General features: G+C 65.7%; 18 protein-coding genes. 4 read left to right on the forward strand and 14 right to left on the reverse strand.

Going from position 1 to position 13,741, the window contains the following annotated elements; translation table 11 throughout:
• Positions 1-13 precede the first annotated feature (13 nt).
• From J0J06_RS16135 to J0J06_RS16145, 3 genes are read left to right on the forward strand one after another with little or no spacing between them, the layout of a single operon-like run.
• Positions 14-511, forward strand: a complete 498-nt coding sequence (locus J0J06_RS16135) for a VOC family protein (protein WP_294043722.1) — start codon at positions 14-16, stop codon at positions 509-511.
• Positions 504-1,172: a dihydrofolate reductase family protein gene (locus tag J0J06_RS16140; protein WP_294043723.1), complete on the forward strand. Its 669-nt coding sequence runs from the start codon at positions 504-506 to the stop codon at positions 1,170-1,172. Before J0J06_RS16135 ends, J0J06_RS16140 begins: the two co-directional genes overlap by 8 nt.
• Before the next feature lie 42 nt (positions 1,173-1,214).
• The gene (locus J0J06_RS16145; protein ID WP_294043724.1) at positions 1,215-2,492 is read left to right on the forward strand and encodes a phospholipid carrier-dependent glycosyltransferase; all 1,278 of its coding nucleotides are present in this window, start codon (positions 1,215-1,217) and stop codon (positions 2,490-2,492) included.
• Here the strand turns inward: J0J06_RS16145 and J0J06_RS16150 are convergent.
• The 14 genes from J0J06_RS16150 to J0J06_RS16215 all read right to left on the reverse strand — a co-directional run bounded on the left by J0J06_RS16150 (position 2,489) and on the right by J0J06_RS16215 (position 12,865).
• Entirely contained in the window at positions 2,489-3,589 is a 1,101-nt protein-coding gene (locus J0J06_RS16150; protein ID WP_294043725.1) for a glycosyltransferase family 2 protein, read from the reverse strand. The genes J0J06_RS16145 and J0J06_RS16150 overlap by 4 nt on opposite strands.
• A complete protein-coding gene (gene leuB, locus J0J06_RS16155) occupies positions 3,586-4,635 on the reverse strand; it encodes a 3-isopropylmalate dehydrogenase (RefSeq protein WP_294043726.1) in 1,050 nt (349 codons plus the stop codon). The genes J0J06_RS16150 and leuB overlap by 4 nt, the downstream gene beginning before the upstream one ends.
• 43 nt (positions 4,636-4,678) lie before the next feature.
• Complete coding sequence (locus J0J06_RS16160; RefSeq protein ID WP_294043727.1) at positions 4,679-5,290, reverse strand: recombination protein O N-terminal domain-containing protein; 612 nt, start codon at positions 5,288-5,290, stop codon at positions 4,679-4,681.
• A gap of 9 nt (positions 5,291-5,299) precedes the next feature.
• Complete coding sequence (locus J0J06_RS16165) at positions 5,300-6,217, reverse strand: GNAT family N-acetyltransferase (protein ID WP_294043728.1); 918 nt, start codon at positions 6,215-6,217, stop codon at positions 5,300-5,302.
• A complete protein-coding gene (locus tag J0J06_RS16170) occupies positions 6,214-7,164 on the reverse strand; it encodes a polysaccharide deacetylase family protein (RefSeq protein ID WP_294043729.1) in 951 nt (316 codons plus the stop codon). The genes J0J06_RS16165 and J0J06_RS16170 overlap by 4 nt, the downstream gene beginning before the upstream one ends.
• Positions 7,165-7,317: 153 nt before the next feature.
• On the reverse strand, positions 7,318-9,243 hold the full coding sequence (gene uvrC, locus J0J06_RS16175; protein ID WP_294043730.1) for an excinuclease ABC subunit UvrC: 1,926 nt from the start codon (positions 9,241-9,243) through the stop codon (positions 7,318-7,320).
• A gap of 39 nt (positions 9,244-9,282) precedes the next feature.
• Positions 9,283-9,618, reverse strand: a complete 336-nt coding sequence (locus J0J06_RS16180; protein WP_294043731.1) for a hypothetical protein — start codon at positions 9,616-9,618, stop codon at positions 9,283-9,285.
• 67 nt (positions 9,619-9,685) lie between these two features.
• The gene (locus J0J06_RS16185; protein WP_294043732.1) at positions 9,686-10,006 is read right to left on the reverse strand and encodes a chorismate mutase; all 321 of its coding nucleotides are present in this window, start codon (positions 10,004-10,006) and stop codon (positions 9,686-9,688) included.
• Complete coding sequence (locus tag J0J06_RS16190) at positions 10,003-10,458, reverse strand: SgcJ/EcaC family oxidoreductase (protein ID WP_294043733.1); 456 nt, start codon at positions 10,456-10,458, stop codon at positions 10,003-10,005. The genes J0J06_RS16185 and J0J06_RS16190 overlap by 4 nt, the downstream gene beginning before the upstream one ends.
• A gap of 9 nt (positions 10,459-10,467) precedes the next feature.
• A complete protein-coding gene (locus J0J06_RS16195) occupies positions 10,468-11,016 on the reverse strand; it encodes a hypothetical protein (RefSeq protein WP_294043734.1) in 549 nt (182 codons plus the stop codon).
• Positions 11,009-11,503, reverse strand: coding sequence for an ATPase (locus J0J06_RS16200; protein ID WP_294043735.1), 495 nt, complete (start codon positions 11,501-11,503; stop codon positions 11,009-11,011). The genes J0J06_RS16195 and J0J06_RS16200 overlap by 8 nt, the downstream gene beginning before the upstream one ends.
• A gap of 23 nt (positions 11,504-11,526) precedes the next feature.
• Positions 11,527-11,757, reverse strand: coding sequence for a F0F1 ATP synthase subunit C (locus J0J06_RS16205; protein ID WP_294043736.1), 231 nt, complete (start codon positions 11,755-11,757; stop codon positions 11,527-11,529).
• 38 nt (positions 11,758-11,795) lie between these two features.
• On the reverse strand, positions 11,796-12,578 hold the full coding sequence (locus J0J06_RS16210) for a F0F1 ATP synthase subunit A (protein ID WP_294043737.1): 783 nt from the start codon (positions 12,576-12,578) through the stop codon (positions 11,796-11,798).
• Entirely contained in the window at positions 12,578-12,865 is a 288-nt protein-coding gene (locus J0J06_RS16215; RefSeq protein WP_294043738.1) for an AtpZ/AtpI family protein, read from the reverse strand. Before J0J06_RS16215 ends, J0J06_RS16210 begins: the two co-directional genes overlap by 1 nt.
• Before the next feature lie 217 nt (positions 12,866-13,082).
• On the opposite strand from J0J06_RS16215, the gene radC reads away from it, so the two are divergent.
• Complete coding sequence (radC, locus tag J0J06_RS16220; protein WP_294043739.1) at positions 13,083-13,661, forward strand: RadC family protein; 579 nt, start codon at positions 13,083-13,085, stop codon at positions 13,659-13,661.
• The last annotated feature ends 80 nt before the right edge of the window (positions 13,662-13,741 follow it).

The raw sequence follows: 13,741 nt of genomic DNA on the forward strand, positions 1-13,741 counted from the left end.
GGGAGAAAAGAAGATGCCGACCAAGATGACCACCTGCCTGTGGTTCGATCAGGGCCGGGCGCGCGAGGCCGCCGAATTCTATGCCCGGCTGTTCCCCGACACCTATGTCGGCACCGGCCAGAATTCGCCCGCCGACAATCCATCGACCAGACAGGGCGAGGAGATCACCGTCGAGTTCACCCTGCTCGGCCAGTCGTTCGTCGGTCTCAACGGGGGCCCGGCCTTCAAGCCCAGCGAGGCGATCAGCTTTCAGGTATTCACCGACGATCAGGAGGAAACCGACCGCTACTGGAACGCCATCGTTGCAAATGGCGGGCAGGAAAGCATGTGCGGCTGGTGCAAGGACCGCTGGGGCTTTTCGTGGCAGATCGTGCCGCGCGCGCTGACGGCGGGCATGACCGACCCCGATCCCGCGGCGGCCAAGCGCGTGATGGAAAAGATGATGACGATGCGCAAGATCGACATCGCCGCGATCGAGGCGGCGCGCGCCGGGGAGACCGCCGATGCGTAGGATCACCGGCGCGGCCTTCCTGTCGTTGGATGGCGTGATGCAGGCGCCCGGCGGCCCGACCGAGGATTATACCGGCGGGTTCGATCAGGGCGGCTGGCTGTTCCGGTTCGGGGACGACGGGATATTCGACACGATCGGATCGCTGTTCGGCGGCGAATACGATCTGCTGCTGGGCCGGCGGACCTATGACATCTTCGGGTCCTATTGGCCCTATGTCGAAGGCGAGGCTGCTGAAATGGGCGCGGCCTTCACGCGTGCGGGCAAGCATGTCCTGACGCGCGGCGACCGCCCGCTCGAATGGGAGAACAGCCATCGGCTGACGGGGATCGGCGATGTCGCGGCGCTCAAACGCACCGACGGCCCGGACTTGATCATCCAGGGGTCGAGTACAATCTATCCCGGGCTGCTCGCCGAGGGTTTGATCGATCGTCTGATTCTGATGATCTTTCCGGTGACGATCGGCAAGGGCAAGCGGCTGTTCGGTGACGGCACGCCCGCCGGCGCGTTGAAAATGGTCGATCACAAGGTGACGGCGAAGGGGACCGTTGTTGCGACGTATGAACCTGGCGGGGGGATCCCGACCCATGGCGCGTTTCCCGAACCGAGCACCAGCGATCGCGAAGCCGAGCGGCAAAGAAGGATGAAAGCCGGATCCTGGTGATCGCGGTTGGAGGCGCGCCCCGCCCGCGCTAAGCGTCCGGCGATGCCCAGCCGTCCCCGCCCGTTCCTTGTCGCGATCCTGATCGGGCTGGCGGCGGAGATGCTGTTCCTATGGGGTGTCGCGACGCCCCATACGCTGGTGTTCGACGAAGTCCATTACGTTCCCGCGGCGCGCGCGCTGCTGGAGCTTGTGGGGCCCGTCAATACCGAGCATCCCTTGCTGGGGAAGGAGTTCATCGCGGCCGGAATCGCCATATTCGGCGACAATGCGTTCGGCTGGCGTTTCTTTTCGACCGTGGCGGGAAGCGCGACGGTGATGGGGGTGTTCGCCATCCTGTGGCTGCTGTTCCGCCGGATGCGGCCAGCGGTGCTTGGCGCAGCGTTCGCGCTGCTGAATTTCACCACCTATGTCGAGGCGCGGATCGCGATGCTCGACGGGTTCCTCGCGGCGTTCGTCGTGCTTGCGGTCGCGGCCATGCTGTGGGCGATGGACGCGCCGCCGGGGCGAGTGTGGCCGCGCTGGTTGCTAAGCGCCGCGTTGTTCGGGTTGGCGGTGGCGGCGAAATGGCTGGCGCTGCCCTATCTCGCGTTCGCGGGGCTGGCGTTCCTGATCGTCCGCTGGCGCGATGCGCGGGCGGCGAAGCGACCCGTCGCGGCGATTTTTTCGGCCGGGGACCAGAAGCACTGGGCCGGCCTGCCCGCCATCCCGGCGCTTGCGGTGTTCGGACTGGTCGCGGCGGCCTCCTATTTCCTGACGTTCCTGCCCGCCTTCTTCTATCGCAGCGATCCGATGACGCTGGCGCAGCTACTGCCGTTCCAGGCGAAGATGTATGGCCAGCAGATTCAGGTGCTGCCGCATCACACCTACCAGTCAGACTGGTGGACCTGGCCACTGATGATCCGGCCGATCTGGTATCTCTACGAGCATGCCGATGGAGCGATGCGGGGCGTGCTGATGATCGGCAATCCGGCAGTGCTATGGGGCGGACTGATCGCGGTTCTGGTGTGCCTGTGGGGCGGACGGCGCGACGGGCGACTGCTGACGGCTGGGCTGTTGTGGGTCGCGGCTTATCTGCCGTGGGTCATGATCCCCAAGTCGCTGGGCTTTTTCTATTATTATTACGTCCCCTCGATCGCGCTGCCGGTCGCGCTGGCGGGCGCATGGGACTGCTACGCACGCGGCAAGCTCCGATATTGGGACGAGGGCTTTCTGGTGCTGACGTTCGGACTCGCGGCCTATTTCTTCCCGATCCTGTCCGCCGCGCCACTCACCAACGAGCGTGCGTTCGAACATTGGATGTGGTTCAGCACCTGGCCCTAGTAACGGCCCCACACGAAGCGTGACGACAGCGCGAAATTCCACACCGCGCTGACCAGAATCCCCGCCAGCGCAGAGACGATCCACGTGTCCGATCGCGCGTCGTAGAGAAACGCCGCCACGCCGACATTGGCGATCGCCCCGACCGAACACACCGCACAAAATGACACCCAGCCGTCGAACAGCGCCCTCGCCCCCTTCAACCGGCCATCACGATAGGTCAGCGCGTTGTTGACGAAGAAGTTGAACGTCATCGCCGCCGCCGTCGCCGCGATGGTCGACTTGATGAAACCGACGCCAAGCTCGCGGAAAAGGATGCCGAGCACGAGGAAATGGACCAGCGCCCCGATCGCCCCGATCGCGGAGAACATCGCAAACCGCACCGGAATGAAGCGCCCCATCACCCGGTCATAGAGCGCGATCAGGAATTCCATCGCGACGACATGGTCGAGCTTCGACTCGCCCTCCGTCCGCACGCGGAACGTGTAGGGCAGCTCCTTGAACTTGAGCGGCCGCGGCGCGGTCGTCATGATGTCGAGCAGGATCTTGAACCCGATCGCCGACAAGTGCGGCGTAATCTCCCGCACCATCGCGGTGCGCGCCATGAAGAACCCGCTCATCGGATCGCCGAGGTCGGCTTTGAGCACGCGGCGCGACAGCTTGGTCGCAAAGGCCGATTTGGCGACGCGGTCCTTGTCCCATTCGCCGGTGCCGCCGCCTTCGACGAAGCGTGAGCCGACCACCAGATCGAGCGCCGGGTCGGCCTGAAGCTCGCGGACCATTGCGGGCAGGATCGTCTCGTCATGCTGCAGGTCGCCGTCGATCACTGCCACCAACGGCGCGGCGGTCGCGCACATCCCCTCGATCGTCGCCGACGACAGCCCGCGCCGCCCGATCCGCTGGATCACCCGGACCCGCCGGTCGCGCATCCCGAGGTCGCGCGCCGCGTCGGCGGTACCGTCGGGGCTGTCGTCATCGACGAAGATCGCTTCCCACGACAATCCGGCCAGCGCCGCGTCGAGCTTTTCGGCCAGCAGCGGCACGTTCTTTCGCTCGTTGAACGTGGGGATGACGACCGCGAGGTCGAGGGTTTCTGTCATAGGTGCGCGAGGATCGCGTCGCCCATCGCATTTGTCGATAGGGTTCCGCCCAGATCGGGCGTCCGCGCACCGCCGGCAATCGCCTTCGCCACCGAGCCTTCGATCCGCGCCGCCGCCTCTGCCAGGCCGAGCGAGTGGCGCAGCATCATTGCCGCCGACAGGATCGCCGCGCACGGATTGGCCTTCCCCTGCCCGGCAATGTCGGGCGCAGAGCCATGGATCGGCTCGTACAGGCCGAGCGTATCGCGCCAACTCGACAGCGTGGCAGACGGCAGCATCCCGATCGATCCCACGCACATGCTCGCTTCGTCGGACAATATGTCGCCGAACATGTTGCCGGTCAGGATCACGTCGAACTGGCCGGGATCGCGCACCATCTGCATCGCGGCATTGTCGACGTACATATGGGTCAGGGCGACGTCGTCATATTCCACCGCGACCTCCTCGACGATGTCGCGCCACAATTGCGACGTTTCGAGCACGTTGGCCTTGTCGATCGAGCAAAGCTTGCGCTTGCGGCGGCGGGCGATGCCGAAGGCGACGTGCGCGATGCGCGCCACTTCGGTCTCGTCATACTTCATCAGGTCGAAGCCCTCACGCATTCCCTCTTCGGTCGTGCGGTTGCCCTTCTCGCCGAAATAGATGTCGCCGTTGGATTCGCGGACGATGATCATGTCGATACGCTTGGCGATTTCGGGCTTGAGCGGCGAGGCGTCCTCCAGCCCCGGCGTCAGCGTCGCCGGGCGCAGATTGGCAAACAATCCGAGTTCGCGGCGCAGGCCCAGGATCGCGGCTTCCGGGCGCAGGCGGCGTTCGAGCGCGTCGAACTGCGGATCGCCGACCGCGCCGAACAGGATCGCATCGGCGCGCTTGGCGAGCGCGAGCGTCTCGGGCGGGAGCGGCTGGCCCTGCGCTAGATAGGCCGCTCCACCGACGGGCGCTTCCTCGAAGGTAAGATCGAGCGCCAGAGCATCGAGCACGCGCCGCGCCTCCGCCACGACTTCCGGTCCGATCCCGTCTCCGGGCAGCAACGCGATCAACGGCAAACGACTTCCCCTTTCGCCGCCGCCTTTGCCGAGCCTTGGCGCGTCACGCAACCGCGCGCTTGAGCCGGTCGACCAGCCGCGCACGCGCCGCCAGCGCCTCCGCCCGCCGATCGGTCAGTAAATGCGCTTCGATCTCGCCGCCGGTCAACGCAAGGCCGGCGAGGATATCGGGCCAGCCGCTATCGCCCAAAATCGCCGGCGGTTCGTCCAATCCGTACCCCAGTTCAGCGAGCAGCAAATCTTCGTACCGCACCAGCGCCACCGCCCAGCCGCGCGCCGCAGGGGCAGCCTCGATCGCGCCGATCATCCCGTCGAGTGCGGCATAGAGGCGCGGATAGGGCTGGCTCTCGGGCAATGCGACCGCAGTCAGCGCTGTTACCCATTCGAGCGCGGCGGCGGCGAGCGGCTCGGTGTAGAGCGGCGCGCGGCTGTGGACGAGCTCGACGGTCAGCCCCGCGAGCTGCTCCTCGGTTCGCGCGCGCCATTCGCCCGTCACGAGATTGGCGGGCTGGAGGACGGGCCGGATCGTCCGCGACCGCCCGCCGCGGACGTACCCCGCGATCATCCCAGCTTCGTGCGTCAACGCCCGCACGATCGCGCCGTGCTCGCCATGTTGGCGAACGCCGAGGATCAGGGCTTGCGCGCGCAGGTGCATCGCGCCGGTCTACGCGCGGCGGACCCTCTTGGCCATGTCGTGCAGCCCGAGGCGCTGTACCGCCGACTTTGCGAGCGCCGTCGCGCCGTCGAACCCGCCGAGCGCGGCGATCACCGCCCGGTTGGCGATCGTGAGACGCAGCAGCAGCAGGTCGCAACACTCCACTCCGCCGGTCGCGAACTGCCGTTTGTGCTGGCCGTCGCCCTCGGTGAAATCGAACCGCGCCACAGCCGGTTCCTCGAACAGGTCGCGCAACGCCTCGACCTGCAGCACCGCGCCGACCGACAGATCGTTGAACTTAGGATCATGCCCGACGAACGCGTAGATCGCGGTGCCGCCATGGATCGGGCAATAGAGGTAGGCCGCCGGCTCCTTCCCGACGAACAGCAACCAGGCGCGGACATCGCCGTCCGCCGCCATCGCATACATGGCTCGGACGAAATCGGGCGTGTCGGGCAATCCCGCACCCATCAGTTTTTCCTGATAGGTGCCAAGCGCTAGCCGCCGCGCGATGACGTGGAAATCCGCGAGCTGGTCGTGTGTCGCATAGCGTCGCACGTCGATCTGGCCACCGGACGCTTGCGCGACTTTCTTGCCCTTCCGCTTGATCGCCGAGCGCATATTGGCGGAGAGCTGCGCCAGATAGGCGTCGAACCCGATCGTCAGGTCGGCATAGCGGCGCGTGTAGCGCTGGCGCACGAACGCGATCATCCCGCCCCCCGCCGAGACCAACGTGTCGCGATGCATTTCGGGGAGCGACGTCACCAGATAACCGTCCGCCGCCGCATCGAGCGCCGGAAGCGCGGGTAACCGCCCTTCGATCGCCGCGTCGAGATCGAGCGGCACGCGCACCAGGGTCCGGCGAATCGACGCCAGCGTCCGCGCCCCGACCTGAAATTTCAGCGGCAACGGACGCGCCGTCGTCACGCCGCGCGTTCCTCGACCAGGTTGGACCAGAGCTGTTCCGCCTGACGCCAGCGCGTGCGCAGCAGGTTGGGGCCGAGCGGCGCCGCGGCGCTTTCCCACGCGAACCTGGGACGGTCGCGAAACTGGGCGGTCGGCAATGTGTCGCGCGCGTCCGCGAGCATCCGGCACAGGCCTTCGAACCGGCCGACATGCACGCCGTTCGCCCGCGTGCCTGCGCGATTGGCGAGTTCGAAACTGTGCCCGACGATCGTCACCGCCTGATGCCCGGCGTCGACGGCATGGTCGAGCGCGGCGCGCATCTCGCCCTGCGACAATGCGCAGATCTGGAAATGGCGGAGCGATCCCGGCGCGTCCTCGATCACCGTCACCGGTACTTCGACCACGCCCCTGTGCTCTACCGGCGCGATCTGGCGGCGGGGCAAGCCGATCTCGCTCGGCCAGGGCGCGTCGGCGCCGTTATGGCTGCTGTCATAGACGAAGCCGAGCTCCGCGAGTGCGGTCAAAGTATCGTCATTGGCGGCGTAGCTTCCGGCACGAAACGCAACCGGATCGGGCGCCCCGCAGGCCTTCAGCAAGTCCCGCGCGCCGGCAATCAACGCGCGCTGTTCGTCGAGATTATAGTCGATCAGTTCGAATCGCGCAGACCGCGTCACGTCGTCCACACGCGCGCCGGCCCAATTGGGGTGCAGGTGCAACTGCAGCTCCTGCCCCGCATCCACGATAGCCTCGACCACCGGACGGATGGCGTCGAGCCCGAACACCATGGTCGGCATCGGATCGACGAAGAACGTCGCCTTGAGGCTATGTTTCGCCAGCGTCGCGAGCTGATAGGCGACGCCAACCCCGGCGGGCTCGATCGAACGCGCGATCTGGGTTGCAAGGTCACAACCGGCCGCGTGGTGGTGCCACATCAGCTCGGTATCGATGGTGAGAAAAACGGCTGTCACAAGGCCGCGATAACCCGCGGGGGTGAAGATTTTGCCAACCCGCCGGGCCAGCCGGAAACCCAGATCGCCGGTCGACGGAATTATCGACCCTAACGCACGCGAAATGGACTTTCACGACCGCATCTACGCGGCGGGCGGGCGCTGACCTTGCCGCTACCGCGAATGGTAGAAGTCGTACACCTGCTGCGCCACCGCCGCGCTGACCCCGGGCGCCTTTTGCAGATCTTCCAGGCTCGCGCCGCGCACCGACCGCGCGGTACCGAAATGCATCAGCAGCGCCTTCTTCCGCGCCGGGCCGATCCCCGGCACCTCATCGAGCGGACTGGCGCCGATCGCCTTGGCACGCTTGTCGCGGTGTGCGCCGATCGCGAAACGGTGGACTTCGTCGCGTAGCCGCTGGAGGTAGAACAAAACCGGCGCGTTCGTCGGCAGCGTGAAATCGCGCCCGTCCATCAGGTGGAACACTTCGCGCCCCTCGCGCCCATGCCCCGGCCCCTTGGCGACGCCGACCAGCACGACGTCCTCGATCCCCATATCCTCGAGCACGCCCTTCGCGGCGTTCAGCTGCCCACGCCCGCCGTCGATCAGTACCAGGTCCGGCCAATCGCCCGCATCGCGGTCCGGATCCTCGGCCAACGCACGCGCGAAGCGGCGCTGAAACACTTCGCGCATCATGCCGAAATCGTCGCCCGGGACGGTTTCCTTGTTCTTGATGTTGAACTTGCGATACTGGCCCTTGCGGAACCCCTCGGGCCCCGCGACGACCATCGCGCCGAGCGCGTTGGTGCCCTGGATATGGCTGTTGTCGTACACCTCGATGCGATCGGGCGGCTCGGGCAAGTCGAACAGGTCGGCGACCTCGCGCAGCAACTTCGCCTGCGTCGTGCTCTCGGCCAGCCGCCGGTCGAGCGCCTCGACGGCGTTGCGCTTGGCTTGCTCCATCAGCCGCCGCCGGTCGCCCCGCTGCGGCACCGACAGCGCGACCTTATAGCCGTTGCGCTCGGCGAGCGCCTCGCTCAACAGCGCGACTTCCTCCAGCTCGCGGTCGAGCAGAATTGTTCGCGCGGGCGGCACCTCCTCGTAGAATTGCGTCAGGAACTGCGTCAGCACCTCATCTTCGGGCACGTCGGCGGTGTGCGCAGGGAAGAAGCTGCGATGGCCCCAATTCTGGCCGCCGCGGATGAAGAAGGCCTGGATGCCCATCGTGCCATCCTTGCTCGCCAGCGCGAACACGTCGGCGTCGCCCACCCCTTCCGCGTTGATCGCTTGGGTGCCCTGGATGAAGGTCAGCGCCTTTAACCGGTCGCGCAGCACCGCCGCCAGCTCGAAATCCATATTTTCGGCGGCGGCCTGCATCTGCGCGCCGAGCTTGGTCTGCACCTTGGTCGATTTGCCCGCGAGGAAGTCCTTCGCGTCGCCCACGAGTTCGGCGTAATCCGCCTGGCTGATGCGCCCCACGCACGGCGCGGAACACCGCTTGATCTGGTAGAGCAAACACGGCCGGTCGCGCGTTTTGAAGAAGCCGTCGGTGCAACTCCGCAGCAGGAACAGCTTCTGCAGCGCGTTGAGCGTGTTGTTGACGCTGCCCGCGCTCGCGAACGGCCCGTAATAATTGCCTTTCGCCCGCCGCGCACCGCGATGCTTCTGCACACGCGGGAAATCGTGATCGGCGCGCAGCAGGATGAACGGGAAGCTTTTGTCGTCGCGCAGCAGCACATTATAGGCGGGACGGAACCGCTTGATCAGCTGCGCCTCGAGCAGCAGCGCCTCGGCCTCGTTATTGGTCGTGACGATCGTCATCGACCGGGTCTGCGCGACCATCCGCTGCAGCCGCTTAGGCAGCCGATCGACCTGCGTGTAGTTGGTCACGCGGTTCTTGAGAGCGCGCGCCTTACCGACATACAGCACGTCGCCACGCGCATCCTGCATGCGATAGACGCCGGGCCTCGCGGGTAGGGTCTTCAGGACATTGCGGATCGCGGCGACACCGGCCGCGAGGTCTAGAGCGCTGCCCTCACCGCGAACGGCGTAGGTTGCCTTCTCTTCATCGAACCTGTTGGGGGAATTCGGGTCGGACATGCCCGGCGAATCTAGGGATTCGCCAGGCGTCCGGCTAGGTCACTTGATCGCGGCCAAATCGGTCGCAATCTTGGCCGTCAACGTGTCCGGCAGCTTGTCCGGCGCGTACGGCTTGATCTGGTTGATGCTCATGCTCTTGAACTGGTCGTATGACGGGTTCGCGGTGATGTCGCCGCCCAGATCGGCCGTCAGCACCGCCTTCGCAGCCGGATCAGCGACCAACAATTCGATCGGTGTGTCGAGCGAGAATTTAGCGGCCGCGACGGCCGGCCCGGCCGGCGCTGGCACCGCGACAGGAGCGGGCGTGGGAGCAGCAGCGGTTTGGGCGACCGCCGGAGTGGCTGCGAACAGGGCAACGGCAAGCAGATACTTCATTCGGGGCATCCTCTCAAAGGGAATGCCTTGCTAGGCCGGACTCGCGTCACGACGCAAGCGGCCTCGATCAGGTGCGATGCTCGTCCCAGCGATCGAATTCGAAGGCGATCGATCCCTCGACCAGCCGTTCCCAGATGTCGCCTATCACGTCCGCCGGAATTCCAGCGCGTTCGGCGGCGGCGCGAGCGTTGGCGATTACCTGCGCCTTGCGATCCCCATCGCGTACCGCGCCACGATCGGCCTTGATCCGCGCGGCGGCGGTCATGAAGCGGAAGCGGATCGCGAGCATTTCGACGATCTGCAGGTCGAGCGCATCGATCCCGGCGCGCACCTCGGCCATCGATTGACAGTCCTCGGGCGCGATCATGTCGCGCGGGGCGTCCGTCATGCCGGCAACGGACTGAGCGGGTGCGGCCAGTCCAGCACCGGCTGGTCGCTCATCGGATCGGTGATCATAACGTTTTCGGCGGTGCGGATTTTCCACGCGCCATCGCGCTCGGTCGCTACGAACAGCATCAGCGTGTTAAGCGCGCGCGGTCCGTGCGGCATCGACGGGCCGATCGCCATGCGGCTGAGCATGTGGACGACCACCACGCCGGGGGCGATTTCCTCGACATGCGCCGCCTCATTGGCGACGGTCGTGTCGCGATAGACGCCCTCGTGGATGAAGCGATGGCCCTCATAGACCGCGTCGCGCCCCAGCCACAGCATACCGTAGCGGTTCACGAAGCTGGCATCGTCATGAAAGATCGCCGCGAAGGCGGTCATGTCATGCGCGTTCCAGCTGTCCTCCAACGCCTGCGCCAACTGCTGGGCAACGACGGCGGGCGTGTCGGTCATGCGAAAATCCTAGTTCAGCCGGCCCAGCCCGGCGATCGCCTTGTCGACCAGCGGCTTGTCGGCGGTCGCGCCGTGCGTGTCGGCGATGATCGCGGCAGCGGCCTTGGTCGCCGCATCGGCGGCCTTGGCGCGAACCTCGGCGACCGCAGCGCGTTCTGCGGCGGCGATCTTGTCCTCAGCCATCTGGCCGCGGCGCGCGACCAGATCGGCGGCGTCGGTCTTTGCCTTGGCCAACAGCGCCTTGGCCTCGGCCTCGGCGTGCTCGACGATCGCCTTGGCATCGCTTGCGCTCGACGCGTCACGCTTCTTGGCGTCCGCCAGCAGCGCCTCGGCTTCGGCGCGCAGCGCGGCGGCCTCGTCAAGTTGCTGCCGGATCGTTGCGATCTTGCCGTCTAGGATACGGCTGATCATCGCCGGCACCTTCGCCAACACCATGATACCGACGACCACCAGCATCGCCAGGGCGACCCAGGCCGGGGCCGTCAGACCCAACGCAGACGGTTCGTGATGCAGTTCGGCCGTACCCGTCGCCGCGGTGAGCGTATTACCCTCAGACATTGGTCAATTCTGCCTTCACGCGTGCCGCCACCGTCGCGCGGTCGGGCTTGGCGCCCGACAGCTTACCGACGATCGCCTCGACCGCGTCGACGGTCGTGCTTTCGATGTCGGCCAGGGCCTTTGCCTTGGCCTTGCCGATCCGCGCGGTCGCGTCGGCCAGCGCCTTTTCCTGGTCGTCGTTGCCCGCCTTGACCGACTTTTCGGTCGCCGCCGCAGCTTTCGCCTTCGCGTCGGTGACCAGCTTCAGGGCCGAGCCCCGCGCCGTGTCGAGGCTGGCATTATAGCCCTCCTCAGACGCGAGCGCGGTGTCACGCGCTGCCTGCGCCGCCGCCAGGTCGGCCGCTATACGAGCGTTACGATCATCGATCGTCCGCTCGATCTTCGGCACCATCGCCCGGCCGATCCCGAAATAGACGGCCGCAAACACGATCGCGAGCCAGAACAGCTGCGAGGCGTAGATGGACGCTGCTTGGGATATCTGAGGCATCGGAAGCGCTCGTTTCTAGTGGCTTACTTGACGACGAACAGGATAAGGATCGCGACGACGAACGCGATCAGGCCCAGAAGTTCGGCGGCGGCGAAGCCGATGAACAGGCGACCCTGCTGACCGTCGGCGGCCGACGGGTTACGCAGCGCGCCTTCGAGGAACGAGCCGAACACGTTGCCGACGCCGATGGCCGACATGCCGATGCCGATCGCGGCAAGACCGGCGCCCAGATACATTGCAGAAGTATGATCCATTGTAAGCTCCTTGGGAATTCAAAGCGTTGATTGATGACTTAGTGCAGATGCACCGCGTCGTGGAGGTAAAGCGACGTCAGCAGCGCAAACACATAGGCCTGGATCGCGCAGACCAGCAGCTCGAGCGCGCTGACGCCAATGATCATCGCGAAGCTGCCCAGCCACACGACGAAACCGATCGGGCTGCCGTTGAAACCAGCGTTGAGACCCTGCACCGCGAAGCTGCCGAACACTTCGAGCAGGATGTGCCCCGCGGTCATCGCGACGAACAGTCGCAGGCCCAGCGAGAACGGGCGGACCAGGAACGAGATCAGCTCGACCGGCACGATCACCGGCAACAGCACCATCGGCGCGCCGTGCGGCACGAACAGCGAGAAGAATTTCAGGCCGTGCTTGAAGAGCCCGACGAGCAACACGATCCCGAACGAGAAGAACGCGAGCACCGCGGTGACGGTGATGTGGCTGGTCACGGCGAACGTGTGCAGCCCGGGCACGATCGCCAGCGGCAGGATGCCGACCAAGTTCGCGAACAGGATGAAGAAGAACAGCGAGAAGATGTAGGGCGCGAACTTCTTGCCGCCCTTGCCGATGTTCACGTTGACCATTGAGTCGATGAACGACACCGCACCTTCCGCTGCGACCTGCCAGCGGCCGGGGATCAACTGACGCTTCAGTCCGCCCACCATGAACGCGGCCAGCAGCACGAACACGACGACCATGAACAGCGCCGAATTGGTGAACGAGAGGTCATAGCCGCCGAGCTTGAACTCGATCAGCTTGCCGACCTCGAACTGTTCCATCGGATTGATGTCGCCGGCCATTACTCGGCACGCTCCTTCGAAATGCGGAAGATGTTGCGGAACGCGACGACGACGCCGAGCGCGATACCGACGATCAGTCCCCAGTGGGAACCGGTGAACCAGTGATCGATGGCCCAGCCGAGCACGCCGCCGCCGAGCGGCGCGCCGATCAGCTCCATCAGCACGCGCGACCCCTGGCCATAACCCTTTGCTGGCTGCGCCGGCGCCGTGCCGACCCGCGCCTCTTCGACGGCGCGCGCATTGGCGATCCGGCGGTCAAGGTCATCGATCTGGCTGTTGTCGGCCAACGCGTGCAAAATCCTGATAAAGAAACGCCGCCACGCTTCGGCAAGCGGGCGACGGCCAATAACAAACGGACGGAAAGCGAAAAGGCCGTAGCCCCGTTTGCTAGGCGCGCGTTTAGGAAAGGGGTCCGGCCGAGTCAACCGTTGTGGTCGGCATCGGCCGGCCGGGCCGCGTTCGCCGCAATTGCGCGCCTGCTATCATGCGGATAACGCTTGCGGGATGAGCGACGGGGGCAGCGACAATGCGGGGCATCGCGCGCGGCTGCGCGAGCGGCTGTTCGCCGACGCCGATGGACTGCTCGATCACGAGCTGATCGAATATCTGCTCGCGACCGCCATTCCGCGCCGCGACACCAAGCCGCTGGCGAAGGCGCTACTCAAGGAGTTCGGCGGGATCGGCGCGCTGTTGACCGCGCCGCCCGAGGCTATCGCTGCGGTCAGGGGCATGGGCGACACCTCGGTCGCGGCGATCAAGATCGCGCACGCCGCCGCGCTGCGGATGCTTCGTGCCGAGGTCGCGGCAAAGCCGGTGCTGGCCAACTGGCAGGCTCTGCTCGACTATCTGCGCGCCGACATGGCACACCACGGCAACGAACGCGTCCGCGTCCTTCACCTCAATACACGCAACATGCTGATCCGCGACGAATTGATGAGCGAAGGGTCGATCGACGAGGCTCCCTTATACGTCCGCGAAGTCATTCGCCGCGCGATGGAGCTGAAATCCGCCGCGATCATCCTCGTCCACAACCATCCCACTCAACCTATTTCCATCACGCTCGATCACGCTCCTAACCGTTGAATCACTTGAACTTTTAGGCTTGTCGTAGCGCAGGACGTTGTGGCATATTGGGGTCGGTTTTGAGGGGGATCGATCGCCCT

This window comes from Sphingomonas sp. (genome assembly GCF_017304615.1).
Taxonomy (GTDB): Bacteria; Pseudomonadota; Alphaproteobacteria; order Sphingomonadales; family Sphingomonadaceae; genus Sphingomonas.

Excerpts from the sequence above, each read along its gene's own strand:
- J0J06_RS16135 (WP_294043722.1), top strand. The coding sequence starts at position 14 with ATGCCGACCAAGATGACCACCTGCCTGTGGTTCGATCAGGGCCGGGCG.
- J0J06_RS16140 (WP_294043723.1), top strand. The coding sequence starts at position 504 with ATGCGTAGGATCACCGGCGCGGCCTTCCTGTCGTTGGATGGCGTGATG.
- J0J06_RS16145 (WP_294043724.1), top strand. The coding sequence starts at position 1,215 with ATGCCCAGCCGTCCCCGCCCGTTCCTTGTCGCGATCCTGATCGGGCTG.
- J0J06_RS16150 (WP_294043725.1), bottom strand. The coding sequence starts at position 3,589 with ATGACAGAAACCCTCGACCTCGCGGTCGTCATCCCCACGTTCAACGAG.
- J0J06_RS16160 (WP_294043727.1), bottom strand. The coding sequence starts at position 5,290 with ATGCACCTGCGCGCGCAAGCCCTGATCCTCGGCGTTCGCCAACATGGC.
- uvrC (WP_294043730.1), bottom strand. The coding sequence starts at position 9,243 with ATGTCCGACCCGAATTCCCCCAACAGGTTCGATGAAGAGAAGGCAACC.
- J0J06_RS16180 (WP_294043731.1), bottom strand. The coding sequence starts at position 9,618 with ATGAAGTATCTGCTTGCCGTTGCCCTGTTCGCAGCCACTCCGGCGGTC.
- J0J06_RS16185 (WP_294043732.1), bottom strand. The coding sequence starts at position 10,006 with ATGACGGACGCCCCGCGCGACATGATCGCGCCCGAGGACTGTCAATCG.
- J0J06_RS16190 (WP_294043733.1), bottom strand. The coding sequence starts at position 10,458 with ATGACCGACACGCCCGCCGTCGTTGCCCAGCAGTTGGCGCAGGCGTTG.
- J0J06_RS16195 (WP_294043734.1), bottom strand. The coding sequence starts at position 11,016 with ATGTCTGAGGGTAATACGCTCACCGCGGCGACGGGTACGGCCGAACTG.
- J0J06_RS16200 (WP_294043735.1), bottom strand. The coding sequence starts at position 11,503 with ATGCCTCAGATATCCCAAGCAGCGTCCATCTACGCCTCGCAGCTGTTC.
- J0J06_RS16205 (WP_294043736.1), bottom strand. The coding sequence starts at position 11,757 with ATGGATCATACTTCTGCAATGTATCTGGGCGCCGGTCTTGCCGCGATC.
- J0J06_RS16210 (WP_294043737.1), bottom strand. The coding sequence starts at position 12,578 with ATGGCCGGCGACATCAATCCGATGGAACAGTTCGAGGTCGGCAAGCTG.
- radC (WP_294043739.1), top strand. The coding sequence starts at position 13,083 with ATGAGCGACGGGGGCAGCGACAATGCGGGGCATCGCGCGCGGCTGCGC.